We start from the raw sequence: 26,061 nt of genomic DNA, 5'->3' as shown, positions 1-26,061 counted from the left end.
TTCCTCCATTTGTATGTTTATGATGATCAAGACATAAATAACCTTGAATACAATCGCTCATGCCTCATCATGGCAAGCTCGGCCATCGGCATATTCGAGTAAGCCTCCTCCGGCGCAAGCTTCTCCACGATTCTCATCGCATCCTCCGTAAGCGGAGTCAGCTTCGCGATAAGGAACTGGCCTTCTGTCTGTCCCATCGACATGAGCCTCAGCGCGCTGTTAATGCACGTGACGATGCAAGTGTAGAAATAGCCCTGGATAGCCCGCTCCTCGGATAGTCCAAGCAGCCAGCATGCATAGCCGTGGGACAGCGGATGGGAAGCGAAGCATGACCCCGTCCGCAGCGCGTCTGCAAGCGGCGACCAATCCAGCTGCGGATGGATGGCGGATGCCAGCTGAAGCAGCCTCCTCCCCATCTTCTCCACGCCGCTGCGGGTTTCCGAAGCGACCCTCTGCAGATGGACAAGCCGTTCAACGGACCAAAGCCGTTCCCAATCCGCTGAGGGCGCGTCGCGGTACACTGCTTTAATAACCATCGCATCCGAGCTTGCCCAGCTTTGCAGCAGCATGGCCGCTGCATACGCGTACAATTGGCCTGATCGGCTCATTCTGCCGTCTTGGACCATCGTCTCCAGTCCGAAGGAATGGGAGAATCCTCCAATGGGGAGCGCAGAGTCAAGCAGCTGCTGCATAGCCAGCCATTTTACGCTTTCATTCATGACTGTCAGCCCTTCCTAGCTACCGATTCGGTACGTGCCGGATTTAAAATAAAAAGTAACGCTGCGCCATGGGCAGCACCTCAGCCGGCTCGCAAGTGATATGCTCGCCATCCACCATAACGTGGTAGGTTTCGGCGTCCACCTCGAGCGTTGGCGTCGCGTCATTGTGGATCATATCCTTCTTCGTTACCGAGCGGCAGCCTTTAACCGGCTCAATGCGCTTCTGGAGCCCGAGCTCCGCTGCTATGCCGCGGTCGAAAGCAGCCTGCGATACGAACGTAATGGAGCTGTTGAATACCAGCTTGCCGAATGACGCGAACATCGGTCTGCCGAATACGGGCTGCGGCGTCGGAATCGAAGCATTCGGGTCTCCCATTTGCGCAAAGGCTATGCTGCCGCCCTTCAGCACCAAATCGGGTTTGACGCCAAAAAACATCGGGCTCCAAATGACGAGGTCCGCGAATTTCCCTGCCTCAAGCGAACCTACGAGATGCGATACGCCATGCGTAATCGCAGGATTGATTGTATATTTGGCAATGTACCGTTTTATTCGGAAATTATCGTTTTGTTCGCTATCGGGAAGCAGCGGGCCTCGTTGTTTTTTCATTTTGTCTGCCGTCTGCCAAGTCCGGATGATGACCTCGCCGACACGCCCCATCGCCTGCGAATCTGAGCTGATCATGCTGAACACGCCCATATCATGCAAGATATCCTCGGCAGCTATCGTCTCAGGCCTAATTCGCGAATCCGCAAAAGCGATATCCTCCGGGATGCTGCTGTCAAGGTGATGGCAAACCATCAGCATGTCCAAATGCTCCTCGATCGTGTTGATCGTGAACGGACGCGTCGGATTCGTCGAAGAAGGCAGCACGTTCAGCTCGCCAGCCGCGATAATAATATCGGGAGCATGCCCGCCGCCCGCGCCTTCGGTATGATAGGTATGGATCGTCCGCCCGCCGATTGCCGCAAGCGTATCCTCCACAAAGCCTGCTTCATTTAACGTGTCGCTATGAATGGCGACCTGCACGTCGTATTGGTCGGCCGCCCGCAGGCACGCATCGATCGCGGCCGGCGTTGTCCCCCAGTCCTCATGCAGCTTGAGCCCGATTGCGCCTGCCTCGATCTGTTCGATGAGCGGTGCCGTAAACGAAGCATTGCCTTTGCCCGTATAACCGATGTTCATCGGAAAATGTTCCGCTGCCTCCAGCATGCGCCGCATATGCCACGCGCCTGGCGTCACGGTCGTAGCATTGGTGCCCGTAGCAGGACCCGTTCCGCCGCCGATCATTGTCGTCACCCCTGAGGATAACGCCGTTTCAATTTGCTGCGGGCAAATAAAATGAATATGCGAATCCACGGCGCCTGCCGTTACGATTTTGCCTTCTCCTGCAATGACCTCTGTGCTTGCGCCAACGATCATATTAGGGTGCACGCCGTCCATGATATCCGGATTCCCGGCTTTCCCAATACCGACGATGAAACCGTCTTTAATGCCTATATCCGCTTTCACGATACCGGAATGATCAATAATGACAGCGTTCGTAATTAACGTATCCAGCACGCCCTCATCCCGCAGCGCTCCGCTTGATTGACCCATGCCGTCACGGATTACCTTACCGCCGCCGAATTTGCATTCATCGCCATACACCGTATAGTCATGCTCAATCTCTGCCCAGAGCTCCGTATCAGCGAGTCTTACTGCATCTCCCGTCGTCGGGCCGAACATAGCCGCATAGCTTTTGCGATCCATTCTTGTCATGCTCCGCCACCTTCCCAAGCCTTCAAGCGCTCGCGAACCTCATCTGGCATCGCGCCATTCACCGCTTTTCCTTGGCTAAGGCCGTTCAAGCCAAAGCTAAGCTTGGCACCGCCTAGCTCAACAAGCGTTACCGGCTTCTCTTCGCCTGGCTCGAACCTGACCGCCGTACCTGCCGCGATATGAAGCCTCATGCCAAAGGCAGCTTCACGATCGAACTTCAATGCACGATTCACTTCGAAAAAATGAAAATGAGAGCCTACCTGCACAGGACGGTCACCTGTATTCACAACGATAAGCTTCGCCGTATTGCGCCCGGCATTCAACTCGATTTCTCCTGCTGCCGTTCGATACTCTCCAGGAATCATATGCAACCGCGCTCCTCTCTGATCTATGAATCGTTAGCTCGTAATCGGATCATGGATCGTAACAAGCTTCGTTCCGTCCGGGAAAGTCGCTTCCACCTGAACCTCATGTATCATTTCCGGAATGCCCGGCATAACCTGCTCGGCCTTCAATATTTGCGTTCCATATTCCATAAGCGCCGCAACGGTCATCCCGTCCCGGGCGCCTTCCATTATTTCCGAAGTGATGAGTGCGACGCTCTCCGGGTAATTAAGCTTTACGCCGCGATTCATCCGCCGCCTTGCCAAATCAGCCGCAATGGTAATGAGCAGCTTTTCTTTTTCGCGTTCAGTCAACTGCATGTATTCACCTCTTCATCCATAATACTTCCATTATAGACAGCAAATTATGGATAGTAAATCACTCTACGTTAGTTTTTATGACATTAAAACAAAAAAATCTAGAATAATCCTTTCGGATCACTCTAGATTTAACATCACACTTACACTATTATTCATATGCGGATTATCGACATTAATCGACATCATTCTACCTTTCGTTAGTTAAAAGTTACCCCGTCTGAATGCCCAGCTTGCTTTGGATGTGACCAATCAAGCTCACCAGACCATCGGTTTGAAAGCCATAGTCAAACAATAAGCTCGTTTCCGTAAATCGCTGCTCAGGCGTTCGCGCTCCCATAATAACCGAAACCAGGCGCCTATCCTGCTGCTTTGCTGTACCTGTGAAGCAATAGCCGGCTTGAACGGTGTAGCCTGTCTTTAGTCCGTCATTTCCAGGGAAAGCGTAGGGCATGCCGTTCAGCATTAAATTCGTCGTCTGCAGCTTCTGCGACGTGCTTGCAAGCTTTACGCTGCTCCGACTCGAAACCTCCAGCACCTCGGGGTATTTTTTCAATAAATATGCGGCTAGCGATGCCGTATCCTTGGCTGTCATAACGGTATCCCGTTGATTGGAAGCTTCTTCGAAAGGAAGCAGATCCTCCGCGCTTAAGCCTGTCGCATTGGCAAAAACCGTTTGGCCGGATAACCCGAGCTTTTCCGCTCTGTTATTCATCAGCACGGTAAAAGCGGCTTCGCTCCCCGCAATGTGCTCAGCCAACGCTACGGCAGCATCGTTGGCCGAATGGACCGCCATCGCTTCAAACAGCTCCCTAACCGTATAGCTATCCCCGGCATTGAAGCCGATTTGAGAGCCTGGCACCTGAGCCGCGTACGGGCTTGCCGTGATACGGTCCCTCCATCCAAGCTCCCCTTCATTTGCCATATCCAAGACGAGCAGCTCTGTCATAAGCTTGGACATGCTTGCAGGAGGAAGCGGTTCATTGGCATTTTTCTCATAGATGACCTTGCCGGTCTGAAGGTCGACCAATATGGCCGAGCTGGCTTCGAGCGTAAGATCGGACACGGCGGGCTTGCCTTTCAAGGATATAAGGTACAAGGTGCAAGCTATTAAAGCAACAGCAATCACTAGCATCTTAACAGCTGCGGTAGCGTTTCTTTTGTACGTTCTTTCTGCCATCATTATGTGTCTCCCTCTCGCTTAACGTTCTATACGATCAGTATAGGAGCATCAACTTAAGGAGACCGTAATCAAACCATAAGAAAAGCTTAAATATTAATGAATAATCGGTAAGGCTACCCGGAATGACGTCTGTTCGAGATCGCTTGATACCGATATCATCCCGCCATGCTTCTGGATAATGCCCTTCGCAATCGCGAGTCCGAGTCCCGAACCGCCTGCCCACTGCGTCCGGGATTTATCTACTCGATAGAAACGATCGAAAAGATAAGGCAAGTCCACCGATGATATCGGCTCGCCGAAATTGATCACTTCAACGATTGCCGCTCCATCCTCGGCACTTGCCTTGACGAGGATCTGCTTGCCCTCTTTTCCATAATTTATCGCATTCGAAATTAAATTTTCAAAAACCCGCACAAGCTTGGCCGGATCCCCTTCAAGCATAACGCCAGCCTTATCCGTCACAAGCCTGCTTTGCATGCCCGCTTCTTGCAGCGGCAGCCGGAATTGGACGAGCAGCTGTCCCAGCATTTCAATTAAATTGAAGGTTGTCAGCTTAAGGCCTGACGTATCATGGCGCATTCTCGTATATTCGAATAAATCGTTAATCAGCACATTCAGCCGCTGCGATTTGTCATAGGCGATCTGCACGTAATGCCTGAGCTCTACCTCGTCGCGGTACCGGTCCTGCTCAATTAATCCTAAATAGCCAAGCACCGAGGTGAGCGGCGTACGCAAATCATGCGATACATTCGTGATGAGCTCGTTTTTGGTTTGCTCGGCTTTGCGCTCATCGTCCAGGGCGTGGTGCAGCCGTCCAACCAAATTATTAATATTGGAGGCCATCGGGCTGAAGAGGCTGCGCTTGCTCACCTCGATCTGGTAATCCATTTCGTATCTTCCTTCGGCAATTCCGCGTACCGTATGATTCATTTGACTAAGATTACGGAACATTTGCCATTGCAGGATAAAAAAATACAAAAAAAACAAAACAATCCCTGTACCGCCAAATAGGACGGCTTCTGTAAATATCGAAAACAAATTGCGATATATATCCCTCACGGCCGATATTCGGTCAATGAGATACATACCAGCGAATATAAAGAAAAACACGGTAATAAAGGCAAGCGATGCGCTCACGATCAGATTCAGTATCGAACGGAAGACCAGCTTCAAGGCAATATTATCCTTCAATTTTATAGCCAACCCCCCACACGGTAACGATCATTTTATCCCCAAGCTCCTTTTCCAGCTTATCCCTGAGCTTGCTGATATGTACCATGACCGTATTATTGGAATCGAAATATTTCTCTTTCCATACTTGCTGAAATATATCCTCCGCGCTGAATACCCGTCCCGGCTGGCTCGCGAGTAGATGTAGGATGCCGAACTCCGTGGACGTCAAATGAAGCGGTTTCCCATCGATCTCAGCAGTATGGCTAAGCTTGTCAATTCGGAGCGGCCCCAGTCTAAGCTCTTTCTCCGAACGCGAATCCATGCTGTTTTCCGTTTGCGCTGCATATTGGTAGGTTCTCCGCAGCAGCGACCGAACGCGGGCTATAAGCTCCAGCGGATTAAACGGCTTGATCATGTAATCGTCCGCACCGGTCATGAGGCCCATTATTTTATCCATATCCTCAGCCTTCGCGCTCAGCATGAGAATTGGCACCGATTGGTCCCGCCGTAATCGGCGCGTCGCTTCGAGTCCGTCCATGTTCGGCATCATAATATCCAAAATGACCAGATCAAACGGATTTTTCGCGTAAGCCGCCAAGGCTTGCTCGCCGTCATGCGCTTTTTCTGTGGAAAAACCCTCATTCTTCAAATAAATCTCTATAAGATCAGCAATTTCTCGCTCGTCGTCGACAATTAATACGCGTCTTTCCATAAAGAAGCAGCCTCCTTCAGCCTGTTGTTGTTTTCTCATTGTGTCCTTTGAGCATACTATACATGAATATGGCGAGGCATGTCCCATGCTTTGGCGCATTATCACAATGTTTAAGGCTTTTTTAATGTTTTCTTAAACTATGCCCGTACCCGCTGCCATCCACGCGTTATAGCCAACGCTTGTCCGTTGTGATAAAATCGAGAGTATTATTATTTTATTATGCACATAGGGGGCACTTACATGGCGGCCAAAAGAATGCGTTCAGACATGATCAAAAAAGGATTCGACCGCGCACCGCATCGCAGCTTGTTGCGCGCCGCAGGCGTAAAAGAAGAAGATTTCGATAAACCGTTTATCGCGGTTTGCAACTCGTATATTGATATTATTCCTGGCCACGTTCATTTGCAGGAGTTCGGCAAGCTAGTTAAGGAAGCAATCCGCGAAGCTGGCGGCGTACCATTCGAGTTTAATACGATTGGCGTAGATGACGGAATCGCAATGGGCCATATCGGCATGCGCTACTCGCTTGCGAGCCGCGAGATCATTGCCGATTCCATCGAAACCGTAGTCAACGCGCACTGGTTCGACGGTATGGTCTGTATTCCGAACTGTGACAAAATCACGCCGGGCATGATCATGGGCGCACTCCGCGTCAACATCCCGACCATGCTCGTTAGCGGCGGGCCGATGAAAGCAGGCAAAACGTCAGACGGCCGCTCCATCTCGCTATCCAGCGTATTTGAAGGCGTAGGCGCTCACCAAGCAGGCAAAATCAACGATGACCAGCTCATGGAGCTGGAACAATTCGGATGTCCGACTTGCGGCTCTTGCTCAGGCATGTTCACGGCTAACTCCATGAACTGTTTGGCTGAAGGCATGGGACTTGCTATGCCTGGTAACGGTACAATACTTGCCGTGGCTCCAGAACGCAAAGAATTCGTTAAAGACGCAGCTCGTCAGCTGATGAAAATCATCGAGCTCGGCATTAAACCGCGTGATATCGTAACGAAAGATACCATTGATAATGCGTTTGCGCTTGATATGGCAATGGGCGGTTCAACTAACACCGTTCTTCACACGCTTGCCATCGCGCATGAAGCTGGCATCGAATACCCGATTGAGCGTATCAACGAAGTGGCTGAGCGCGTACCGCATCTTGCAAAAATCGCACCGGCTTCCGATTACCACATCGAGGACGTTCATAATGCAGGCGGCGTAAGCGCAGTTCTTAATGAGCTGTTCAAAAAGGAAGGCGCTTTGCACGGTGATGTTATGACAGTAACAGGGAAAACACTGCGCGAGAACGTTATTGGCTGTGAGATTCAGGATACCGATGTTATTCGTACAATCGACAATCCGCACACCGCGCGTGGCGGACTGGCCGTATTGTTCGGTAACCTTGCTCCTAACGGCGCGATCATCAAAACAGGCGCTGTAGACAAATCGGTAGGCGGGTACCACAAAGGACCTGCTATCTGCTTCGATTCCCAGGACGAGGCGCTGCACGGCATTGCGAACGGCAAGATCAAAGAAGGCCATGTCGTCATCATTCGTTACGAAGGACCGCGCGGCGGCCCTGGCATGCCGGAAATGCTAGCTCCTACCTCGCAAATCGTTGGTATGGGTCTAGGCGCTAAGGTTGCACTCGTAACAGACGGCCGTTTCTCGGGCGCATCGCGCGGTATCAGCATCGGCCATGCTTCGCCAGAAGCAGCCGAAGGCGGTCCGATCGCTTTCGTACAAGATGGCGATATCGTTGAGATCGACATGAACAACCGGACGATGGATCTTCTGATCAGCGATGAGGAGTTCGAAAAACGCCGTTCCGAATGGAAAGGCTTCGAGCTCAAAATCAAACGCGGCTACTTGGCCCGTTACGCGCATCTCGTTACTTCCGCCAGCACTGGCGGCGTAATGAAAATGTAATAAGCCTAAATTCAAAAAGGAATGCAAGCTGGAAACAGCCTGCATTCCTTTTTTATGTTCGCGTCGTACCGTTTCTAGCCCGTGGCAAGCTTGCCTGCCAGCACGATTTCACCGCGCGGCTGTAAGCCTTTTGCATCGGGCTCATGCGTAATGGCAATCTGGTCGTATTCATCAGGCTTAAACGTATAATAAAGTGCTCCCGTGCCGTCATTCGTAAGGAACGTACCTGCATTAACCGGCTTACCTTCCTTAAGCAGCCAAACCTGAAACGCTTCGTCGTTTGCAAGCTTAGGTAGGTTCTCCGCTTGTACGATCAAATGCATCCCATTGGAATCAATAACGATCGTAGCTAGTCCTTGCGCAACGATATCCGGTATCGTTGGCGTAAGCGAGACGACATGATTGACTTGTATGCCAGAAGAAGGCTGCTCTACCGCAGCAAGCTGCTGCTGCAGCTCCTGAACCTGAGCAGTAAGCTTATCAGAATCGCCGTTTAAGCGACCTACCTGCTGATAAAGCACTGCCGATACCACTAACAAGGCGGCAGCAGCCCCAGCGAACAAAGGTGTCGTCCAGCTTTTTGTTTTCTGCTCAGGCAGCGATTGCGCTGAAGCCAAATCTATAACTCGTTTTGCTGCCGGGCGCATGATCTCCTTTTCTTCCATAGAAGAGGATGATGCTTCCCGCGAGCTTGCACGATCCGCTTCTGCGACTGCGGCAAGAATGCGAGCCTTCATGCCAGAAGGGGGGGCTACAGGCTCAACCGTTAACGGCATGATACCGAATAACGCAGTCAGCTCCTCCATTTTGATCCTGCAAGCCGCGCAGCTTGCCAAATGGGCTTCGAATGCCAGCTTGTCCTCGTCATCCATTCCGCCCAGCACATACATTTCAACGTCTCCGCAGCTAACATCCTGCTCGTTGCTCATGGACGAACCCCCTCCTTCCACGTCGAATCAAAATTTTTCCTCAGCTGAGTCAGTGCCAGCCTGACCCTACTCTTCACCGTACCAAGCGGAATATCATGCCTTTGACTGACCTCTTGCTGCGTATATCCCATAAAATAGATAAGTTCCACCACTTGTTTCTGATCTTCGTTCAACTCGCCGAGCGCTTCTTTCATCTGCTCGCCAAGCATTTTATGCTCAACCACTTGCTCCGTCGAATAAGGAGCGGCCTCACGTTCAAGTGCCCCTTCCTCCTTCGTCTCAAGCGGTTTTCTTCCATGCTTCCTAAGCCAGTCGACAGATAAATTTCGTGCGATCGTAAAGATCCAGCTGCTGATCTTCCCAGCTGCTTCATCCGTTCGCAACTTGCCGGCGGAATTCCAAACCCGGATGAACAATTCCTGCACGACCTCTTCGGCTGCCATCGCGTCTCTAACGATTCGAAATACGAAAGCGTAAACTTGGCGCTCATAACGGTCATATAACTGCTCCAATGCGTCTGAATCTCGTTCCGCAATCAATCGGATGAGCAGTTCGTCTGATGCTGACTCCCCCATTAAGGGTTCCCCTCCTCCGATATTTCCTGCTCTAATCATAGCTTGTTCATAACAAAAGGCAAACCTAACGGTTTTCTTCAATGAAAATAGCATTTTTTCGCCTAAACCAATCATAAAAAAACAGCCGATTAAGGTGAATGACCCTAGTCGGCTGCCGGAAATTCGCAAATCAATTACTCGTTGTATTATATGGCTGTTGTTTTCGTACCTAGCTGCGCAGCTTCGTCGGCAGCTGCGCTTAATGAACGCTCTACAGCTTCGGTAATATCTTGCATCCGATTAAGCTGTTCGGTTGCGTAACGTCTAACGGTCGTGACAGGCATTAACAGCATTCGCGGCGAAACTGCATCCTTCTTCTTATTGCTTTTGACTGTTTTCTTCGTATTCGTTAGGACCTTAATCAATAAGCGAAGATAAACGCGCGTGGACTTGGCGAACAGTCCCTCCGGCAGCTGAAAGATTTCAAAGCCCAGGCGATCCGCACCGCGGTGAATCATCGTCACGCCATATACCGCTTTGATATCCTTGGCATCCGAATCGGCGGCGAGCTGGTTGGCAAGCAATGGAAGCGCTTGTTCAACCTCCCTGAGCATGCGAATGCCGGTTGCAACTGGCGATTTGGATGTTGCCGCGATACTTGAGAGCATTCTGTTATCGAAATGCAGCTCGGCTACCCGGTCTCCCTTGACGACATTTCCGCCTTCGGCGAACGCGATATCCTCGCCATTGTAGGTAATGACCCGGTAGTGAAAAGCGGCATCCGCTTCATTGCCAACCGTCTTAAGCCGAAATAGGAAGTGGAAGATCCTCTCCCATGTCAGCCAAAGCGAAACCAGTACCTTTTTCCACATTGACCTATGCATAGACTTGGCTGCTTCTGTCAGCTTAATCATTTCATCGATCGCTATGAATCGGTAGCCGTGCTTCGCGCCTTCTTCCAAATAGGCTTCCAGTGCAATAAGCATGTTGCGCGGCGCGTCCTTATCTGCTCCGAACGTCATCCCGCAATCATGCAGCAGCAACACCTCGCCCGGCTTAAGCTTCTCCATCATCCGTTTCTTAAGCCGCTCAGAGCCGAGCCGCATGCGCCAATCTCCAAACATGGCGGACCATAAAATAATTTGGAGATGTCCGAACTTCGCATAGTCGAATACGTTTACGATTCCCCAAGGCGGCCGATAATAAGCGGAACGCGATCCTGTCGCTTGCTCGATAATGTCTAGCGTGCGTTCAATCTGGCGTTTCACCGTTCGTGGACGCATGAGCCAATTCGATTTATGCACATAGTTGTGAACACCGAGATTATGCCCTTCATCTTTCATTCGACGCAGCAAATGCTCCTGCCCTTCGGCATGCGAGCCCACAATGAAAAACGTCGCCTTCGCATCGAAACGGGCAAGCAAGTCGAGAAGCTGAGCCGTGTATACCGGGTCTGGGCCGTCATCGAACGTTAAGGCTATCTCTTTCTCTACAAGACCCTTCTTAAAAACTCGAAAGCCAAATGTACGGCTAATTAGTCCAGGAAGAAACGCATAGAAGGTTGCAACGTATAATCCCCATAACAGCAAATTTTCCATTTTGTTTTCCCCACCGTTATATGATTTAGTCGACGAATGAATAGCGGTACAAAACAACAACAGTAGCTTTAATTGTAGCATAACGCAATAAAAAATAGGCATCTTTTTAAAAACTATAGTACAATCTTTATGGAAATATGAATATGGAAAAAGAAGGAGTACCCTTATGTTGCCCTTTTACAAAAAGTACTGGCGAACCGCTTTCGACATCGCCCTCATCGCTCTCACTGTTTACTTAATTATGTACTCTTTCAGCTATTTGTACCGAATCGCAACACCCATTTTCTTCTCCTTCGTCATTTTCTTATGCATTGAACCGCTGGCAAGGCGGCTGAACAAGCTGGGGATGAAGAAATCCATTGCCTCCGGCATATCAGTACTCGTGTTCACCCTTATCATTCTAGCCGCCTTCTCGGGCGCGGCTTACCTGCTTACGAAGCAAGGCACCCAGCTTGTCAATGATTTCCCCAAATATCAAAAAATTCTCGCTGGCCAAATCGCCAACATTACCGTTGAGCTTCAGCAGCGGTTCGGCACGACGTCGGCCGATCTCGATCTGGTACAGCGGTCCAAGGACTTAATTGAAGGCGCGTCCTCTACGTTAGCGAAATTCGGACAAACCGTGCTCCGGAGCGTAGTCGGTTATGTTTCTTCATTCTCCACCTTCATTTTCAATTTTGTAGTGGGGATTATATTAGCTTATTTCTTAAGCATCGAAATTACGACATGGAAGCAGACCGCCGAGGAAAAAACGCCAAATACGTTTAAATCCGCTTTCTTTTTCCTTCGCAACAATGTATTCAAAGGAATTGCGCTCTACATCAAAGCGCAAGCCAAAATGATCGGCATCACCTTTGTCGTCATCTTGGCCGCACTGCTGTTGCTCCGGGTCGAGAATGCATTCGTCATCGCAGTCGTATCCGCGATTTTCGATATTTTGCCGTTGCTTGGCGTTGGTACGATCTTCATTCCTTGGATCATTTATTTGATCATCGTCGGCAAAATTTCGCTGGCTATCTGGTTATCGGCGCTATTCCTCGTCGTGGTGCTGACTCGCCAAATTCTTGAACCCAAAATTACGGGCGATTCCTTAGGCGTTTCCGCTTTTACGATGCTGGCCTTCATGATCGTGTCCCTCTCGTTATTCGGAATCGCCGGCGTCATTCTTGCTCCGATCCTCATGATCCTGATTAAAGCGCTGTATGATCAAGGTTATTTTCATCGCTGGATTCGCGCTCCGCTGGGGGAATTCGATTCGCCGCCAGCAGATCCCGGTATCGACCATTTAGAGAAACCGGAGGACCCGAATAAAAAAGTTTAGTCCGCTTCAAAAATAGAAGTCATGCCTTAGCAGGTTAAAGAGCTTTCTGCTAAAGCATGACTTCGTTTTCATTTCAAACGAAATTCTAATCGATTTTTATTTATTAGGAGGAGTATTAGAGATGAGCGTCATAGCAAAATTGCCAACGCCGCCTTATTATGCGGTGATCTTTTCTTCCGAGCGTACCGAAGGAGATAAGGGATACGGGCTTATGGCCGATAAAATGGTCGAGCTCGCTTCGCAGCAGAGCGGCTATTTGGGAATCGAGTCCGCACGAGACGAAGCACTAGGGATAACCGTATCCTACTGGGCGTCTCTTGATTCCATTAAAGCATGGAAGGACAACGCAGCGCATCAGATTGCCCAGCAAAGAGGAAAGAGCGAGTGGTACCAAAGCTTTGCCCTGCGCATCAGCAAGGTGGAACGGGATTATTATTTTGATAGGTGAACATCAGCAAGCTGGAAAGAGTCATTATTTCAATAGATAAACATCAGAAAGAACGAGCTGACCGTATACGGTCACTAGTCAACCATCCAAGATAATCAGTTACTTTTCAACCGTTGAAGATAGACGGGCGGCGATGTCCATTACGCCGCGAAATAGGCGTGTCGCCTGATTCGAACTGCCAGGCGGCTGGTTTTCCACAAGCACAGCAATGGCGTAGCGCGGCTTTTTGACCGGGCCGTAGCCCGCGAACCATTGGTGGTTGCGGTCGATTCCGGCCCACGTAGTCTCGGCGGTGCCCGATTTGCCGGCAACCGCCCACAGCCCTTGGCGGATCGATCGACCGGTTCCATGGTCGACGACCGCCGCCATGCCGCGCAGCAGCGCATGCGCCGTGGCCGGTTTAATCCGGCCACGGCCGGCTTGCGCCCGCTGTGCGGGCAGCTTGACCATCCGCTGGCCGTTGGCATAGCGGATTTCCGTGAGCAGGCGCGGCTCCATTACGCGCCCGTCGTTAAGCAGCGTTACAATCAGATTAGCCGCTTGAAGCGGCGACATCCTTACATCACGCTGCCCAAGCCCGCTTTGCGCGAGCGTACCGCCGTCAACGGCAGCAAGCATCGCAGCTTGCTCGCTTGCCGCATCGGTAGCTCTGCTGCTCTGCTTCCCCGAATTCTTCTCACCATTCTCTTCTCCCAGTTTCCTGCTTCCCCGCTCTCCATTCTCCGCTTTCAGCTCCCCGCTTCTATTTCCTCCAATTTGCTCTCCGCTCCCCTGTTTTCCCCCGCCACCCTTGTTAAAGCGTTTTGACACCGCAAACAATTGCCCGCTCTCTTCTTCCTCTAGCAAACGCAGCGGCTCCGAGAATGGACCAAAAGCCTGCTCACGATGCCAGCCCGCCTGCTGCCCAATCCCCAGCGCATCTGCGGTACGCTTTAGCTGAGCCGGCGTCAGGCGTTCGGCGATCGTCGCAAACACAATATTGCATGACTGGGCCAATCCCTCCTTCAGCGTCACATGACCGTGTCCGCCGTCCTTCCAGCAGGATAAGCCGTATTTGCCATACTCTCCGCTGCAGTAAAATGATTCATGCTGGTTGGCGACACCCGCTTCCAGTGCGGCAGCTTCCGTTACCAGCTTAAATACGGAGCCGGGCGCAAAAGCTTTCACGGCATGATTCTCCCATTCGGTCCCATCCGCCGTTGCGAATCGTCCGGGCTTAAGCTGCGGTCTCGATACCATTGCCACGATATCGGCGTTCCGCGTATCCAGCACGACAACAGCCCCCTCCTTCAGGCCATGCGCATCCACATATTCCTCAATCTCGTTTTGAAGCTGCAAATCGATTGTTGTCATCGCTTTCAGCGGATAATAACGGTTGTTCGGCTGCGTAATTCTAACATCCAAGCCATGCAAGGGAGCATTTCGTCCATCCATGAAATAAGAAACAGAGGTCGGACCTACGCCGTGCAGAAGCTTATCCAGCGATTTCTCCAAGCCTGAGCCGCCCACCTGGTCAGCCAGCTTTCGTTTGCCTTCCGCCAAATCCCCTGCCTGCTCAACTAACAGCCACTCTGGGTGCTCGCTCGTAAATCCGATGAGATGCTTGGGCTGAAAAGCAGACAAATACCGATTTCGATAGGGCAGCACCCGAATGCCATTTAACGATAAATGCTCAATCCGGCTTACATCCGCTTGCGACAGCCTCAAGGGCTGGAGCTCTCCTTCCTTTTTCCAGAAAACAGGCTCCCGCACTTCGTCCCACTTGTTCATCAGCTGTTCGACTGAGATGTCCAACATGCGGCTAAGCGCGATTAAATCTGCTTGCTTTCCCCTTATATCATTTCTTACCGGAAACAATGCGAGAGACGAATAGGTCTCGCCTGTTAACGGTGCCCCGTTTCGATCATAGAAATCACCGCGGCCGGAATCGAGTACGAGATTGCGCTGCCGTTGCTGGACAGAAAGCCTTTGCCAGCCGCCTCTGCTCGTTTTGTTCGAGAGCGCGGCTGCGGGAGCGCTCCCAGGCATTAATTGCAGCCAAGCCAGCCTTCCAATATAAACGAGCATAATCAGGCTGATAGCCATTGCAGCCAGCGATATGCGTTTCAGTCTCCGGTTCCTCATGCTGCAGCCCCCTTTAATTCTCGTCCTCATTATTATGGCGATATGGTCTTTATTAACTATTGTTTCCTTTAGCCTACCCGCTTCAAACCTTCCAACCCGTCCGAAAAAACAAAAAAGAGCTCTTCAGCAGTATTTGCCTGAAAAGCTCTTCCTAATAGCTTCAATTCATGTATGGATCACATTTAATTAATCTTAAACTGTGATAGAGAATCCTTCAGCTCGCGGGATACGGTATCAAGCTTCTCAGACAAGCGTACCATACCATCGCTTATGCTTAGCTGCTCGGAACTCAGCGAGGCTACTTCCTCCGATGTAGCCGAGGATTCCTCCGCTACCGCGCTTACGTTAGTCATAGCATCAGCAAGTACTGCTTGCGATTGGTCAAGCTGTCCGATGGAATCGGTCACGAGATCGAGTCTCTCGGCAAGCTGTCCCATTTGGCCGGAAACCGTTAAGAAGATTTGGTTCGCTTCTTTCACGGAGCCAATCTGCTCTTGGAACAATGGATACGCGTCAGACAAAACATTTACCGTCTCGTCGATTTCCCCTCTAATCTTCTCCGTGATTTGGCCAACCACGTCAATCGATTGACGGCTTTGATCGGCAAGCTTGCGAATCTCATCGGCAACGACCATAAAGCCTTTTCCGGCTGCACCCGCGCGGGCTGCTTCGATCGTCGCATTCAGTGAAAGAATGTTCGTTTGCTTCGTTAAGTTATTCAGCACATCCAGAATTTTCACGATGGAGCCTGTGCTTACCTTAAGCGCATCGACCTTCTCCACCATGGAACGCGTCATTTCTTCCGTCATGCCTGTTTTTTGTATGAGTACGCCCATGTACGTCGTTCCTTGCTCGCTCGCCTTCTCCACGTCTTGCGCGGAGCGGACCATTTCCTCGTTAGCAGCAATAACCTTTTTCATTTGAGCATCGATATTTCCCGTCAAGTCAGTGCCCTTCTCTGCTTCAACAGCAAGGCTCGTTGCGCCGCCGGCGATTTCTTCGGTTGCCACGGCAATTTCTTTGGCGGAAATCGCCGTTTTTCTCGAAGCCTCGCTCAGCTCGGAAGCGGTATGAAGCACATCCTCGGCGGAACGAGTGGTTTGAACGGCTAATGCTTTAATTTGGGACATCATCAGGTTGAAGCTGTCGCTTAGCTCGCCGATTTCGTCCCTGCGCTTCTTCATCTCCGAGCGAACCGTTAAATTGCCGCTTGCGCCTTCATTCATAAGGTTGCGGAGCTTAACAAGCGGCTGCGCAATCGTCATAATGACAAGAACGCCGATTGCAATGGCAATGACCGCAGCTATTAATACTGTAATCCAAGTCATATTCTGAATCGCTTTGGCATCCTTCACAAGCTCCTTCACCGGTACCGTGCCGACTAGCTTCCAATCCATCGTTGCAAAGGTTTTGTATGCCGCAAGAACCTCTTCGTTGTTTGTGGTCTTCATCTTTACAGAATCCTGAAGCGCCTTATCCCCTTCGGACGGTAAAGCGATGCTTGCTTCCTTGCCAATCATTGTGGCATCGGCATTCGTTATGTACGTATTGTCAGCATCCAGAATCGCAATCTGGCTGCCTTCGCCTAAGTTAACATCTTTGTAACGTTCGGCAATCGAGTCAACCGATACTTCCATAAGCAGAACATAAGATGCCTCGCTCGAGGTTGTATCCTTGATAAGACGGCTTAGTCCGACCGTGCTCACGCCTGTAGAGTTTGATAAGCCTTCAGGCTGAGGCGGGATCCAATTTGTTTTCCCCGACAGCTCAACTGTCTCCAAGAACCACGCTGTTTTTAATAGGCGCTCCGCGCTGCTGCTGCTCGCAGAGCCTGCTGTAACGACTTCAAGCTTTGGATTTACGGGTAGAAGCATCAATGAAATAATCGTGTTATTGCCCATAACGTATGATTGCATTTTTTCGCTCAGGTTGCGCGAAGCTTCGAATTTGGTGTAATCATCGGCGCTATCCAGCATTTTTCTTACGATTTCATGGAAGCTCTTATCGATTAGAATTTGCAGCGAAAGATCCTCGTACGTCTTATAAATAACGTCCATATTATTTGCGACTTGCTTTATTGTCTCGAAGCTGGCATCAGAAACCTTGCTTTCAATAATTTTCTTCGATTGCGAATACGCCAATAGTCCTACTGTCAATACACATGCGATAATACCTACGAAAATAATCGTAAAAAGCTTTGTTCCTACTGATTTTAACGGATTGGAAAGTTTTGTTGACATGACAGATTCTCTTGCTGCCTTCGCTGATAGCTTCATGGCCTTCATTCCTGATTGCGCTTTCATGCTCAACTCTGATTTCCCGACATTTGACCCATCCACAGCTGGTTGTTGCTTAATTTTCTTCGACTTCTTCGCTTTTTGTTCTTCTTCGTTTTTCATTGGGAAAGACACCGCCTTCAATATTGTAAGTCTGAATTAGTTCGTATGCTTCTAGCGAATCTTGCCGAAATATGTATTTACCATATATTATTTTATATCGACACAATCTTGTCAATCCATAATAAGAAAACAAAAAAAAAGAGCCTTATTTTTTTGGTAAAATAAGACTCTAGTCCTGCTATATAGGTTTATTTCCGCCCAAGCTTCTTCCTCATCATGTCCATTGGCTTAACCGGCTTAAGCGTACGGATCCGAATCTGCTGCAAAGGATGCCTTGCCGCTTCCAATGCTGCTCCCTCAATGTCCGTCAACTCCGTGACAGTCTGCTTGAAGAACGTGCCCTCCGGGCCGACGAACTCCACTTCCTGGCCAACCTTGAAATGATTTCGCTGCTGAACGGTGGCAAAGCTTGTTTTCGGGTCATAATCCACAACGATACCCGCGAAGTCATACGGTGCCGCTTTCTCCTCGGGCTCGTAGATGTGATCCTCCGCACCAGGCTCGTCCAGGAAGAAGCCGGTGTTAAGCGGACGATTCGCAGCTTTGTTGATTTCCTCGATCCATTCCTGCTTCAGCTCGAAATGCTCCGGGTCCTCGAAGTAAGTATCGATCGCTTGCCTGTACACGTTCACTACCGTTGCCACATAATGAATGCTCTTCATTCTGCCTTCGATTTTGAAGCTGTCAACGCCGACCTCAATCAGCTCTGGCAAATATTCGATCATGCAAAGATCCTTCGAGCCCATTGTAAACTTGTCTTCCTCTTCGGCATACATCGGCATGTCATCCACGAACAGATCGTACTTCCATCGGCAGGATTGACAGCACCCGCCACGGTTGGAATCCCGGTCGGTGAAATGATTAGACAGCACGCAACGGCCAGAAAACGAGGAGCACATCGCGCCATGAATAAACGCTTCAATCTCAATATCAACATGTTTTTTTATTTCGGCGATATCCTTAAAGCTGGTTTCACGTGCCAGCACCACCCGTGGCAAGCCCTCTTCCTTCCAAAACTGCACCGCTTGCCAGTTCAGCGTAGACTGCTGCGTGCTCAAATGCACCTCCAGCTTTGGAGCCACGCGCTGCGCTGTTTCGATAATGACCGGATCTGCCGCAATGATTGCAGAGATGCCTGCGTGCTCAAGAGCGCGCAAATAATCTTCAAGACCCTCAACATCCTCATTATGCGCATAAATATTAGTCGCAACAAAAACCTTTGCTCCGTATCGCTTGGCGAACTCAACGCCTTCCTTCATCTCCTCGAAGCTGAAGTTGTCGGCATTGGAGCGTAAGCCATATTTCTGTCCGCCGATGTAAACGGCATCTGCACCGTAATGGACGGCGAACTTGAGCTTCTCCAGGTTGCCTGCAGGAGCAAGCAGTTCCGGTTTAGCAAGACGATGCCGTTTGCCTTGATAGCGCGGAGTTGTTTTCTCTATAGTCGTCAATGTTGTGCACCTCCTGTAGTTTCGCCAAGCGTAAACGGCTGAAGCCGTCTTCTGACGGCTAAGCTTACGTTTCGCGTAGAAATATAGAGATAGTTGGCGAAATCATATACTTTCCTATATTTCAAGCGTAAACGGCTGAAGCCGTCTTCTGGCGGCTAAGCTTACGTTTCGCATAGAAATATAGAGATAGATGGCGAAATCATATACTTTCCTAAATTTCAAGCGTAAACGGCTGTCGCCGTCCTCTGTGGCAAAAGCAGTCGTTTCGCGGAGATAGATAAGCACATGTATATGTGAAAACATATACATGCTTATATACTAAGCAAAACTCGCCTCGCAAGCCCATTTCTAACGTTCTGCTGAGTAGAGGCAGCCCGGCTGAATCCCATTCAATATACCTGTTCCTTATAAAAGAATCCGTAGCTTAGCTCCCGATTGGGATCCTGAATCTGTTGGATGGCTTCCAGCCATTCCTCGTTGAATGCATAAGCTTCAGGATCTGACAAGTATGCATCAATAGCCTGCCGGTAGGCGCGCACAACGGTTTCGTTATAGTCCATTGATTTCATTATGCCTTCAATCTTCAGGCTGCTGACGCCTGCTTCGAGCAGCTCATGAATATTCTCGACCATGCAAATATCATCCGAGCTCATAATATGAGTCCCGTTCATGTCTTCATAAATCGGATACCGCTCATCCTGCCGCTCTGCTTCCATTACGTATAGACCGCGATCCTTGTCCTTCTCCGGCAGTCGCTCGGGCTCTGTTTGATGATCCAGGTAGCTCCCGACAAGGGATCGTTTGGAATGGTAGATGTTCGTCATCCCATGTACCTGTACTTGAACCTCGAGGTCGGAAGCGGCTGCCGTATCAATGACTTGCTCCATATTCAGCTCGCGTGCCAGCACATACCGGGTTGCCCCTCTGCGGCCCCAATAATTTGCCGTGACGTAATTCGTAGACGTCATTTCGGCATTCCAATGCAAAGCGATGCCCGGCGCATGAGACCTTGCAGCCATTAATACCGCCGGATCGCCAAAAACAAATGCATCGACCCCGGCATCTGCAAGCGCCGATACGTACTTATTCAAAGATTCAGCCGCTTCGTTATCCATTAAATTATTGAGCGCTGCATAAATGCGGACGCCTTGGGGCCTCGCAATTTTTACGGCCTCTGCGATCATTTCTATCGTAAATTCCCCTGCTAATCGTGTACCGTAGCGTGCTTCGCCGATGACGAAAGCATCCGCACCTGCTGCAATGAGCCTTTGAAGCTCCTCTAACGATGCGGCGGTAGCTAACAATTCGGGCTTGTACGCCATGCCTGCTCCTCCTTAAAGCTCTGAGCGGACGCACTTGCATATCCCTCTATCAAGTGGCCTTACCCAGCGGTCTGATTACTCTTTTCGATGTTTCTTAAATGCTCTTTGTACGTTTTTGCAAACAAATGAGATTGGCTGCCGTCTTTTTTCGTAACATAGAAGAAAAATTCCGTTTCCTCCGGATACAACGCAGCCTGAATCGATGCCAGACTCGGGCTTGCGATAGGGCCGGGAGGCAATCCTTCGACTTTATACGTATTATATGGACTATCGACCAGCAGATCCTTCTCGTACAAGCGCTCCTTGGGCTTATCGAGCGAATACTGAACGGTAGCATCGATTTGCAGCTTCATGCCATCGGCAATTCGATTGTATATGATGCCGGCAACGAGTGCTCGTTCTTCGTCGACAACGACTTCGCGCTCTACGAGCGAGGCGATCGTTAATAAGTCATGGAAAGATATTTTTCTTTCATCGAGTACATCCATCCAGCCTTCCGGAAGCTCTGCGAGCTTTCGGTCAAGCTCAGACACCATCCGATTAATAATGTCCTCCTCGGTGCTGTCCTTCTTCATTTCATACGTTTCGGGAAACAGATAGCCTTCCAGGCGCTCATGCAGCTTATCGCTCTCTGGAATCGAACGCACGGCCTCGGCGTCTCCCCAATTTTTCTGCTCGGCAACCAATCCAATGAACTTTTCTCTGTCAATCAGCTTCTCTGCTGCCAGCTTGTCAGCAATTTGCAGAACGGTGAACCCTTCTGGTATCGTAAAACGGATCGTTTCAGCCGCAACAGTGGCGCCGGCGTTCAGCTTCTCGATAATCGTATCGTTGTCCATTCCCGGGTTAAGCTCATAGATACCGGCTTGAAACCGGCCGCCCTCGTCCTTCAGCTTCAGGTAGTACTTAAATATAAATGCGTTTTTAATCATACCCTGCTGTTCTAGCAAATCGGCTACCTTGTTGGCCGACGTCCCTTTAGGAATCTCCACCCTTTGCACTTCACCTGCCGCGGTAGGCTGCAGGCTGCTCCAGATATATAAGGCGACGCTGCCTGTCCCGATGATTATAATGCCAAGCAAGCTCAAAATAACCCATAACGTAATGCGGCTGCGCTTCGGACCGCGACGTGAATACTGGTCGCTCTGCTCAACCTGCTGTGATGTCTTATCCAATCTTAGACCCCCCGCTTTATGATTCTTAGCTATCAATTTCCCGATTTGCGCAGGCGAAATGGCTGATACCGCATAAATGCAGCTCAGCTTCTGCTTGTATTCAACGACAATTGTACCATAACATGTAAGAAGAAACGCATGACGGCGTCCTTTTAATAGACGCCATCGTTTCTACGAAACGTATAGAGAAAGGATAAGTAACCTCATATCCTTTCCTATACGTGAACAAAAGAGCGGTTAGAAACCGCTCTTTCGTTAACTGCATATGCGCTTAATGAACGTTAAGGGCGCTCGTCGGTCGAGAACAAAAGATCATCATAAGCTTCCGATGCCGCTTCCCATTCCTCGTCATCCTCAATGTTTTCAAGCTGCGGCTCTCCGCCTACTTGAATAACACGGAAAAGCTCGACATCTTCCTCACCGCGCATCGGATCGGATTGAAGTGCCGCATAAACACGGTCACCAAGCTGAAATTCAGCCTTAATGTCGTATACTTCCACGCTGCCGTCATCCGCTTCCAGCTCAATTTCATTGCCAAAAGCAGTTCTTAGGCTATTCAGCTTCTTAGGCGCTTCATGCTCGTTGCCAGACATTAGTTTTCTTCCTCCATCTCGCCTAGAAGCGTGTTGAACGTCTCCTCGACCATGTTCCACTCTTCTTCGTCTTCAATCGTATAAAGCTTCAGATCGTCGCCTTCTTCTTCGTAACGGAAAGCGTAAACCTCGTCTTCCTCTTCGTTCTCGCCCGTAAGCGGAACAACCATCATATATTTCTGATCGGAACCATCAACTTCGAATTTCATGATGACTTCGAATTCTTCTTCGTTTCCTTCTTCATCCGGGATATAAATAATTTCCGGCTCTTCGAATTCCATTTCTTCTTTTGTCATGTTTACCCTCACCTTTTCGCTTTAGAATCGAGATAATTTTGCAAAATAAGCGTTGCCGCCATTTTGTCTATTACGAGCTTTCGCTTCTTCCGGCTGACGTCCGCTTCAATAAGCGTACGTTCGGCAGCTACCGTTGTCAGCCTTTCATCCCAAAGGTGAACAGGTATGTTTAGTTTCTGCTTAATCAGTTCTGCGAATTCGATACAAATTTCCCCTCGAGGACCGATGGAACCGTTCATATTCTTAGGCAGGCCTACTACGATTTCGCTAACCTCATGCTCCTTGACTAACGCGGCAATTTGGTCAAACTCGCTGCCGTCTCTCCTGCGTTCGATAACCCCGGTCCCTTGCGCGGTCCAGCGAAAGGCGTCGCTGACAGCAACACCGATCTTGCGGTCGCCATAATCCAATCCCATTAATCTCATTTCAAGTCCGGCTCCTGCCTCATTTGTTATTGTTTCTTATGGTTTAGGTAAAACCGGACCAGCTCTTCGATTAATTCGTCTCGTTCTTTTTTGCGAATTAAACTTCTGGCGTTGTTGTGCCGCGGAATATACGCGGGATCTCCGGACAGCAAATACCCAACGATCTGGTTAATCGGATTATACTCTTTCTCGAGAAGCGCTTCATGCACGGATAGCAGAATGTCTTGAGAAGATTCAACCCCCTCCGCCGTCACGTTAAATTTCATTGTTTTGTCCATGGAACTCATCGCCAGCACCTCGCTTTCCAAACCGCTTTTCAATGAGATATACAACTATATCATATCACATTTGTTTGATTAAGAACTAGTTCTTCCGCAAGTTTCAAAGCCTCATCCAGCTTTGATGTATCTTTTCCGCCCGCTTGCGCCATATCTGGGCGTCCTCCGCCGCTTCCGCCGCAATGAACAGCCGCTTCTTTTACGATTTTCCCGGCATGGAAACCCTTCTTAATGAGATCCGCGGAAACCGCTGCCGCTAGGTTTACTTTTCCGTCGGCAATCGCGCCCAGCACGATGACGCTGGACTCCAGCTTCAACTTCAATTCGTCAACAATTCCCCGAAGCGCATCCATGGAAGGCGCATTAACTTGCGCGCACAATACCGTTATTCCATCTACGGTTTTGGCGTTTTGCTCGAGGGAGCCTGCCTCGATCCGACTAAGCTTCGCTTGCAGCGATTCATTATCGCGCGTAAGCTCCTTCACTTGGCCGAACAGCGCTTCAATCCGTTTCGGTACGTCATTGGCATTCGCTTTGAGAAGTGTAGCCGATTGCTTGAGCAGCTCGAACTGACCTTCCAAATAGTTATAAGCATGCTTGCCTGTAACGGCTTCAATCCTTCTAACCCCTGAACCGATACCGCTCTCGCTTAACAGCTTGAACAGCCCGATTTGCGAGGTATTGCCTACATGGCATCCGCCGCATAGCTCCAAGCTATAGGTTCCCACTTGAACGACCCGGACCTCATCACCGTATTTCTCTCCGAACAGAGCCATTGCGCCCATTGCCTTTGCTTCATTCAATGTCTTAATGTCGATCGAAACGGAGGTTCCCAGCCAGATTTGCTCATTGACGCGACGTTCGATTTCGGTTAGCTCCTCTGCCGTTATGCTGCCGAAATGAGAGAAGTCAAACCTCAGCCGTTCCGCTTCTACCAGCGAGCCTGCTTGATTGACATGATCGCCAAGCACCTCTTTTAGCGCTTTATGCAGAAGATGCGTTGCCGTATGGTTTTTAACGATATCGTCCCGAATGACTCTTGTTACGCTTGCTTGCGCAGATTGGCCGCTTCGAACGGTTCCCTCGGCTACGATGGCATGATGCACGCTTTGCCCATGAGGCGCCTTCGTAACATCGAGGATGTCGAGCGTAAAGCCATCGCCTTTGATTGTTCCTTTGTCCCCAATCTGTCCGCCGCTTTCCGCATAGAACGGCGTACGGTCCAAGATGACAAGAACCTTGCTTCCTTGCGCTGCGCTTTCGACCAGCAAATCATCTTGAACGATGGCAATGATTTTGGAGTCAGATACCAATTCATTATAGCCAACAAACTCGCTTTTAATCGTGAATTCGCCAAGAGGCCCGCCTTGAACCTTCATGCTGCCAGTATCTTGGCGGGCTGCGCGAGCACGTACGCGCTGCGCCTCCATTGCAGCATCAAAACCTTCGCGGTCAACGGTCATGCCGTTCTCCGAAGCATAGTCTTCTGTCAGATCGAAAGGAAAACCATAGGTATCATAGAGACGGAAAGCATCGTCGCCGTTAATCTCTTTATTTCCTGCTTTCGAGGCCGCTGCCACTAATTCGGACAACATAGCGAGCCCATCGGACAATGTCTCGTGGAATCTTTCTTCTTCCGTGCGGATAACGCGCTCTATAAACTCGCGCTTCTCGACTACCTCCGGATAGTACACGCCCATAACCTCGCCTACCACAGAAGTAAGCTCATGAAGGAAAGGACGGTCGATGCCGATCGTTTTACCGTAACGTACGGCACGGCGGAGCAAACGGCGGATAATGTAGCCGCGTCCTTCGTTTGAAGGCATAACGCCGTCACCGACTGCGAACGCAACCGTACGAATGTGGTCTGCGATTACCTTGAGCGCTACGTCATGCTCTTCATTCGTTTTGTAGGTTACCTTTGCAATCGTGCAGGTACGGTCAATGATCGGACGGAACAAATCCGTATCGAAGTTGGAATCCACGTCCTGCAGAATGGAAGCAAAACGCTCAAGCCCTGCGCCCGTATCGATATTTTTAATGGGAAGCGGCGTATAGCTTCCGTCTTTATTGTGGTTGAACTGTGAGAAAACGACGTTCCATACTTCTAGGAAACGCTCATTTTCCCCGCCTGGCCAGCATTCCGGGTCCGTGAGGTCACCATATTTGTCGCCGCGGTCGTAGAAAATTTCAGTACATGGTCCGCATGGGCCTTCGCCGATATCCCAAAAGTTTTCTTCAAGCTTGTAGATGCGCTCTTCCGGAAGGCCGATTTTTTTGTTCCAGAATTCAAACGCTTCCTCATCCTCGGGATATACCGTGACGGATAGGCGGTTCGGGTCAAAGCCGATCCACTTCGAATCGGTTAGAAATTCCCATGCCCATGTGATCGCTTCTTCCTTGAAGTAATCGCCGATCGAGAAATTGCCCAGCATTTCAAAAAACGTATGATGCCTGCGTGTTTTGCCGACATTCTCGATATCGTTTGTGCGGATGCATTTCTGCGAGTTGGTAATCCGCGGATTATCAGGTACGATACGTCCGTCAAAATAAGCCTTAAGCGGCGCCATGCCTGCATTAATCCAAAGAAGCGATGGATCGTTGTGCGGGACAAGCGATGCGCTTGGTTCAATTTTATGCCCCTTGCTCTCGAAAAAAGCAAGCCATTTGGACCGAATTTCACTAGCTTTCATTTGAATAAGCCCCCTTTTCATCATAAAACACAAAAAACGCCCCTGTCATTGACAGGGACGAAAACATTCGCGGTACCACCCTGGTTATTGCTCGCTGCATGCAGCTTGCGCAATCGCCTTCATTAGACGTTAACGGGTCAACCCGGTGAAGTTCATTCACACTCCGAAAAGAGCTTTCAGCCACCCTTCGTCATAAAAGCTCTCTCAACCGACGCATTCGACTGCCGGGCAGTCGCTGCGAAGAAGCTTTCTCTCTGGTTAACGGGCATTGGCCTACTTCAA

The 26,061-nt window shown here is 50.0% G+C and carries 23 protein-coding genes; 3 read left to right on the top strand and 20 right to left on the bottom strand.

What is annotated here, in order from left to right; all coding sequences use genetic code 11:
* Positions 1-26: 26 nt before the first annotated feature.
* The 7 genes from AC0YN3_RS13255 to AC0YN3_RS13225 all read right to left on the bottom strand — a co-directional run bounded on the left by AC0YN3_RS13255 (position 27) and on the right by AC0YN3_RS13225 (position 6,247).
* Entirely contained in the window at positions 27-719 is a 693-nt protein-coding gene (locus AC0YN3_RS13255) for an urease accessory protein UreF (protein ID WP_475775496.1), read from the bottom strand.
* Positions 720-762: 43 nt separating this feature from the next.
* The gene (gene ureC, locus AC0YN3_RS13250) at positions 763-2,478 is read right to left on the bottom strand and encodes an urease subunit alpha (protein WP_475775495.1); all 1,716 of its coding nucleotides are present in this window, start codon (positions 2,476-2,478) and stop codon (positions 763-765) included.
* Complete coding sequence (locus tag AC0YN3_RS13245) at positions 2,475-2,843, bottom strand: urease subunit beta (RefSeq protein WP_475775494.1); 369 nt, start codon at positions 2,841-2,843, stop codon at positions 2,475-2,477. Before AC0YN3_RS13245 ends, ureC begins: the two co-directional genes overlap by 4 nt.
* A gap of 33 nt (positions 2,844-2,876) precedes the next feature.
* On the bottom strand, positions 2,877-3,182 hold the full coding sequence (locus tag AC0YN3_RS13240; protein ID WP_475775493.1) for an urease subunit gamma: 306 nt from the start codon (positions 3,180-3,182) through the stop codon (positions 2,877-2,879).
* Between the two features lie 208 nt (positions 3,183-3,390).
* Positions 3,391-4,362 carry a D-alanyl-D-alanine carboxypeptidase family protein gene (locus tag AC0YN3_RS13235; RefSeq protein ID WP_475775492.1) on the bottom strand — a complete coding sequence of 324 codons (972 nt, stop codon included), beginning with the start codon at positions 4,360-4,362 and terminating at the stop codon, positions 3,391-3,393.
* A gap of 93 nt (positions 4,363-4,455) precedes the next feature.
* Positions 4,456-5,553 carry a sensor histidine kinase gene (locus AC0YN3_RS13230; RefSeq protein ID WP_475775491.1) on the bottom strand — a complete coding sequence of 366 codons (1,098 nt, stop codon included), beginning with the start codon at positions 5,551-5,553 and terminating at the stop codon, positions 4,456-4,458.
* Positions 5,543-6,247, bottom strand: coding sequence for a response regulator transcription factor (locus tag AC0YN3_RS13225; RefSeq protein WP_475775490.1), 705 nt, complete (start codon positions 6,245-6,247; stop codon positions 5,543-5,545). Before AC0YN3_RS13225 ends, AC0YN3_RS13230 begins: the two co-directional genes overlap by 11 nt.
* A 240-nt stretch (positions 6,248-6,487) precedes the next feature.
* Here AC0YN3_RS13225 and ilvD point away from each other — a divergent pair, with 240 nt between their 5' ends.
* On the top strand, positions 6,488-8,173 hold the full coding sequence (ilvD, locus tag AC0YN3_RS13220; RefSeq protein ID WP_475775489.1) for a dihydroxy-acid dehydratase: 1,686 nt from the start codon (positions 6,488-6,490) through the stop codon (positions 8,171-8,173).
* A 74-nt stretch (positions 8,174-8,247) separates the two neighbouring features.
* On the opposite strand, the gene AC0YN3_RS13215 is transcribed toward ilvD, so the two are convergent.
* From AC0YN3_RS13215 to AC0YN3_RS13205, 3 genes are all read right to left on the bottom strand, one after another.
* Entirely contained in the window at positions 8,248-9,102 is an 855-nt protein-coding gene (locus tag AC0YN3_RS13215) for an anti-sigma factor domain-containing protein (RefSeq protein WP_475775488.1), read from the bottom strand.
* On the bottom strand, positions 9,099-9,677 hold the full coding sequence (locus AC0YN3_RS13210) for an RNA polymerase sigma factor (RefSeq protein WP_475775487.1): 579 nt from the start codon (positions 9,675-9,677) through the stop codon (positions 9,099-9,101). Before AC0YN3_RS13210 ends, AC0YN3_RS13215 begins: the two co-directional genes overlap by 4 nt.
* A 185-nt stretch (positions 9,678-9,862) precedes the next feature.
* Positions 9,863-11,254 (bottom strand): polysaccharide deacetylase family protein, encoded by a 1,392-nt coding sequence (locus AC0YN3_RS13205; protein WP_475775486.1) that lies wholly within the window; start codon positions 11,252-11,254, stop codon positions 9,863-9,865.
* A gap of 166 nt (positions 11,255-11,420) precedes the next feature.
* Here AC0YN3_RS13205 and AC0YN3_RS13200 point away from each other — a divergent pair, with 166 nt between their 5' ends.
* Both AC0YN3_RS13200 and AC0YN3_RS13195 read left to right on the top strand, forming a co-directional pair.
* Positions 11,421-12,575, top strand: a complete 1,155-nt coding sequence (locus AC0YN3_RS13200; RefSeq protein WP_475775485.1) for an AI-2E family transporter — start codon at positions 11,421-11,423, stop codon at positions 12,573-12,575.
* Between the two features lie 121 nt (positions 12,576-12,696).
* Positions 12,697-13,023, top strand: a complete 327-nt coding sequence (locus tag AC0YN3_RS13195; protein WP_475775484.1) for an antibiotic biosynthesis monooxygenase family protein — start codon at positions 12,697-12,699, stop codon at positions 13,021-13,023.
* A gap of 99 nt (positions 13,024-13,122) precedes the next feature.
* Here AC0YN3_RS13195 and AC0YN3_RS13190 read toward each other — a convergent pair whose 3' ends face one another.
* From AC0YN3_RS13190 to alaS, 10 genes are all read right to left on the bottom strand, one after another.
* Positions 13,123-15,147, bottom strand: a complete 2,025-nt coding sequence (locus AC0YN3_RS13190) for a peptidoglycan D,D-transpeptidase FtsI family protein (protein WP_475775483.1) — start codon at positions 15,145-15,147, stop codon at positions 13,123-13,125.
* A 182-nt stretch (positions 15,148-15,329) separates the two neighbouring features.
* Entirely contained in the window at positions 15,330-17,546 is a 2,217-nt protein-coding gene (locus AC0YN3_RS13185; protein ID WP_475775482.1) for a methyl-accepting chemotaxis protein, read from the bottom strand.
* Between the two features lie 188 nt (positions 17,547-17,734).
* Positions 17,735-18,997 (bottom strand): peptidase U32 family protein, encoded by a 1,263-nt coding sequence (locus AC0YN3_RS13180; protein WP_475775481.1) that lies wholly within the window; start codon positions 18,995-18,997, stop codon positions 17,735-17,737.
* Between the two features lie 389 nt (positions 18,998-19,386).
* The gene (locus AC0YN3_RS13175; protein WP_475775480.1) at positions 19,387-20,319 is read right to left on the bottom strand and encodes a peptidase U32 family protein; all 933 of its coding nucleotides are present in this window, start codon (positions 20,317-20,319) and stop codon (positions 19,387-19,389) included.
* Between the two features lie 59 nt (positions 20,320-20,378).
* Positions 20,379-21,494 carry an endolytic transglycosylase MltG gene (gene mltG, locus AC0YN3_RS13170; protein WP_475775479.1) on the bottom strand — a complete coding sequence of 372 codons (1,116 nt, stop codon included), beginning with the start codon at positions 21,492-21,494 and terminating at the stop codon, positions 20,379-20,381.
* A 281-nt stretch (positions 21,495-21,775) separates the two neighbouring features.
* Positions 21,776-22,087 (bottom strand): DUF1292 domain-containing protein, encoded by a 312-nt coding sequence (locus AC0YN3_RS13165; RefSeq protein ID WP_475775478.1) that lies wholly within the window; start codon positions 22,085-22,087, stop codon positions 21,776-21,778.
* Positions 22,087-22,383, bottom strand: a complete 297-nt coding sequence (locus AC0YN3_RS13160) for a DUF1292 domain-containing protein (protein ID WP_183557815.1) — start codon at positions 22,381-22,383, stop codon at positions 22,087-22,089. Before AC0YN3_RS13160 ends, AC0YN3_RS13165 begins: the two co-directional genes overlap by 1 nt.
* Before the next feature lie 8 nt (positions 22,384-22,391).
* A complete protein-coding gene (gene ruvX / locus AC0YN3_RS13155; protein WP_183557812.1) occupies positions 22,392-22,808 on the bottom strand; it encodes a Holliday junction resolvase RuvX in 417 nt (138 codons plus the stop codon).
* Positions 22,809-22,834: 26 nt separating this feature from the next.
* Positions 22,835-23,095, bottom strand: coding sequence for an IreB family regulatory phosphoprotein (locus AC0YN3_RS13150; RefSeq protein WP_183557809.1), 261 nt, complete (start codon positions 23,093-23,095; stop codon positions 22,835-22,837).
* Between the two features lie 50 nt (positions 23,096-23,145).
* Positions 23,146-25,779: an alanine--tRNA ligase gene (gene alaS, locus AC0YN3_RS13145; RefSeq protein ID WP_475775477.1), complete on the bottom strand. Its 2,634-nt coding sequence runs from the start codon at positions 25,777-25,779 to the stop codon at positions 23,146-23,148.
* Between the last annotated feature and the right edge of the window lie 282 nt (positions 25,780-26,061).

The organism is Paenibacillus sp. J22R232 (assembly GCF_056269165.1).
This window is presented reverse-complemented; position numbering and strand designations above follow the sequence as displayed.

Excerpts from the sequence above, each read along its gene's own strand:
- AC0YN3_RS13255 (WP_475775496.1), bottom strand. The coding sequence starts at position 719 with ATGAATGAAAGCGTAAAATGGCTGGCTATGCAGCAGCTGCTTGACTCT.
- ureC (WP_475775495.1), bottom strand. The coding sequence starts at position 2,478 with ATGACAAGAATGGATCGCAAAAGCTATGCGGCTATGTTCGGCCCGACG.
- AC0YN3_RS13245 (WP_475775494.1), bottom strand. The coding sequence starts at position 2,843 with ATGATTCCTGGAGAGTATCGAACGGCAGCAGGAGAAATCGAGTTGAAT.
- AC0YN3_RS13240 (WP_475775493.1), bottom strand. The coding sequence starts at position 3,182 with ATGCAGTTGACTGAACGCGAAAAAGAAAAGCTGCTCATTACCATTGCG.
- AC0YN3_RS13235 (WP_475775492.1), bottom strand. The coding sequence starts at position 4,362 with ATGATGGCAGAAAGAACGTACAAAAGAAACGCTACCGCAGCTGTTAAG.
- AC0YN3_RS13225 (WP_475775490.1), bottom strand. The coding sequence starts at position 6,247 with ATGGAAAGACGCGTATTAATTGTCGACGACGAGCGAGAAATTGCTGAT.
- ilvD (WP_475775489.1), top strand. The coding sequence starts at position 6,488 with ATGGCGGCCAAAAGAATGCGTTCAGACATGATCAAAAAAGGATTCGAC.
- AC0YN3_RS13215 (WP_475775488.1), bottom strand. The coding sequence starts at position 9,102 with ATGAGCAACGAGCAGGATGTTAGCTGCGGAGACGTTGAAATGTATGTG.
- AC0YN3_RS13210 (WP_475775487.1), bottom strand. The coding sequence starts at position 9,677 with ATGGGGGAGTCAGCATCAGACGAACTGCTCATCCGATTGATTGCGGAA.
- AC0YN3_RS13205 (WP_475775486.1), bottom strand. The coding sequence starts at position 11,254 with ATGGAAAATTTGCTGTTATGGGGATTATACGTTGCAACCTTCTATGCG.
- AC0YN3_RS13200 (WP_475775485.1), top strand. The coding sequence starts at position 11,421 with ATGTTGCCCTTTTACAAAAAGTACTGGCGAACCGCTTTCGACATCGCC.
- AC0YN3_RS13195 (WP_475775484.1), top strand. The coding sequence starts at position 12,697 with ATGAGCGTCATAGCAAAATTGCCAACGCCGCCTTATTATGCGGTGATC.
- AC0YN3_RS13190 (WP_475775483.1), bottom strand. The coding sequence starts at position 15,147 with ATGAGGAACCGGAGACTGAAACGCATATCGCTGGCTGCAATGGCTATC.
- AC0YN3_RS13185 (WP_475775482.1), bottom strand. The coding sequence starts at position 17,546 with ATGAAAAACGAAGAAGAACAAAAAGCGAAGAAGTCGAAGAAAATTAAG.
- AC0YN3_RS13175 (WP_475775480.1), bottom strand. The coding sequence starts at position 20,319 with ATGGCGTACAAGCCCGAATTGTTAGCTACCGCCGCATCGTTAGAGGAG.
- AC0YN3_RS13165 (WP_475775478.1), bottom strand. The coding sequence starts at position 22,087 with ATGTCTGGCAACGAGCATGAAGCGCCTAAGAAGCTGAATAGCCTAAGA.
- AC0YN3_RS13160 (WP_183557815.1), bottom strand. The coding sequence starts at position 22,383 with ATGACAAAAGAAGAAATGGAATTCGAAGAGCCGGAAATTATTTATATC.
- ruvX (WP_183557812.1), bottom strand. The coding sequence starts at position 22,808 with ATGAGATTAATGGGATTGGATTATGGCGACCGCAAGATCGGTGTTGCT.
- AC0YN3_RS13150 (WP_183557809.1), bottom strand. The coding sequence starts at position 23,095 with ATGAGTTCCATGGACAAAACAATGAAATTTAACGTGACGGCGGAGGGG.
- alaS (WP_475775477.1), bottom strand. The coding sequence starts at position 25,779 with ATGAAAGCTAGTGAAATTCGGTCCAAATGGCTTGCTTTTTTCGAGAGC.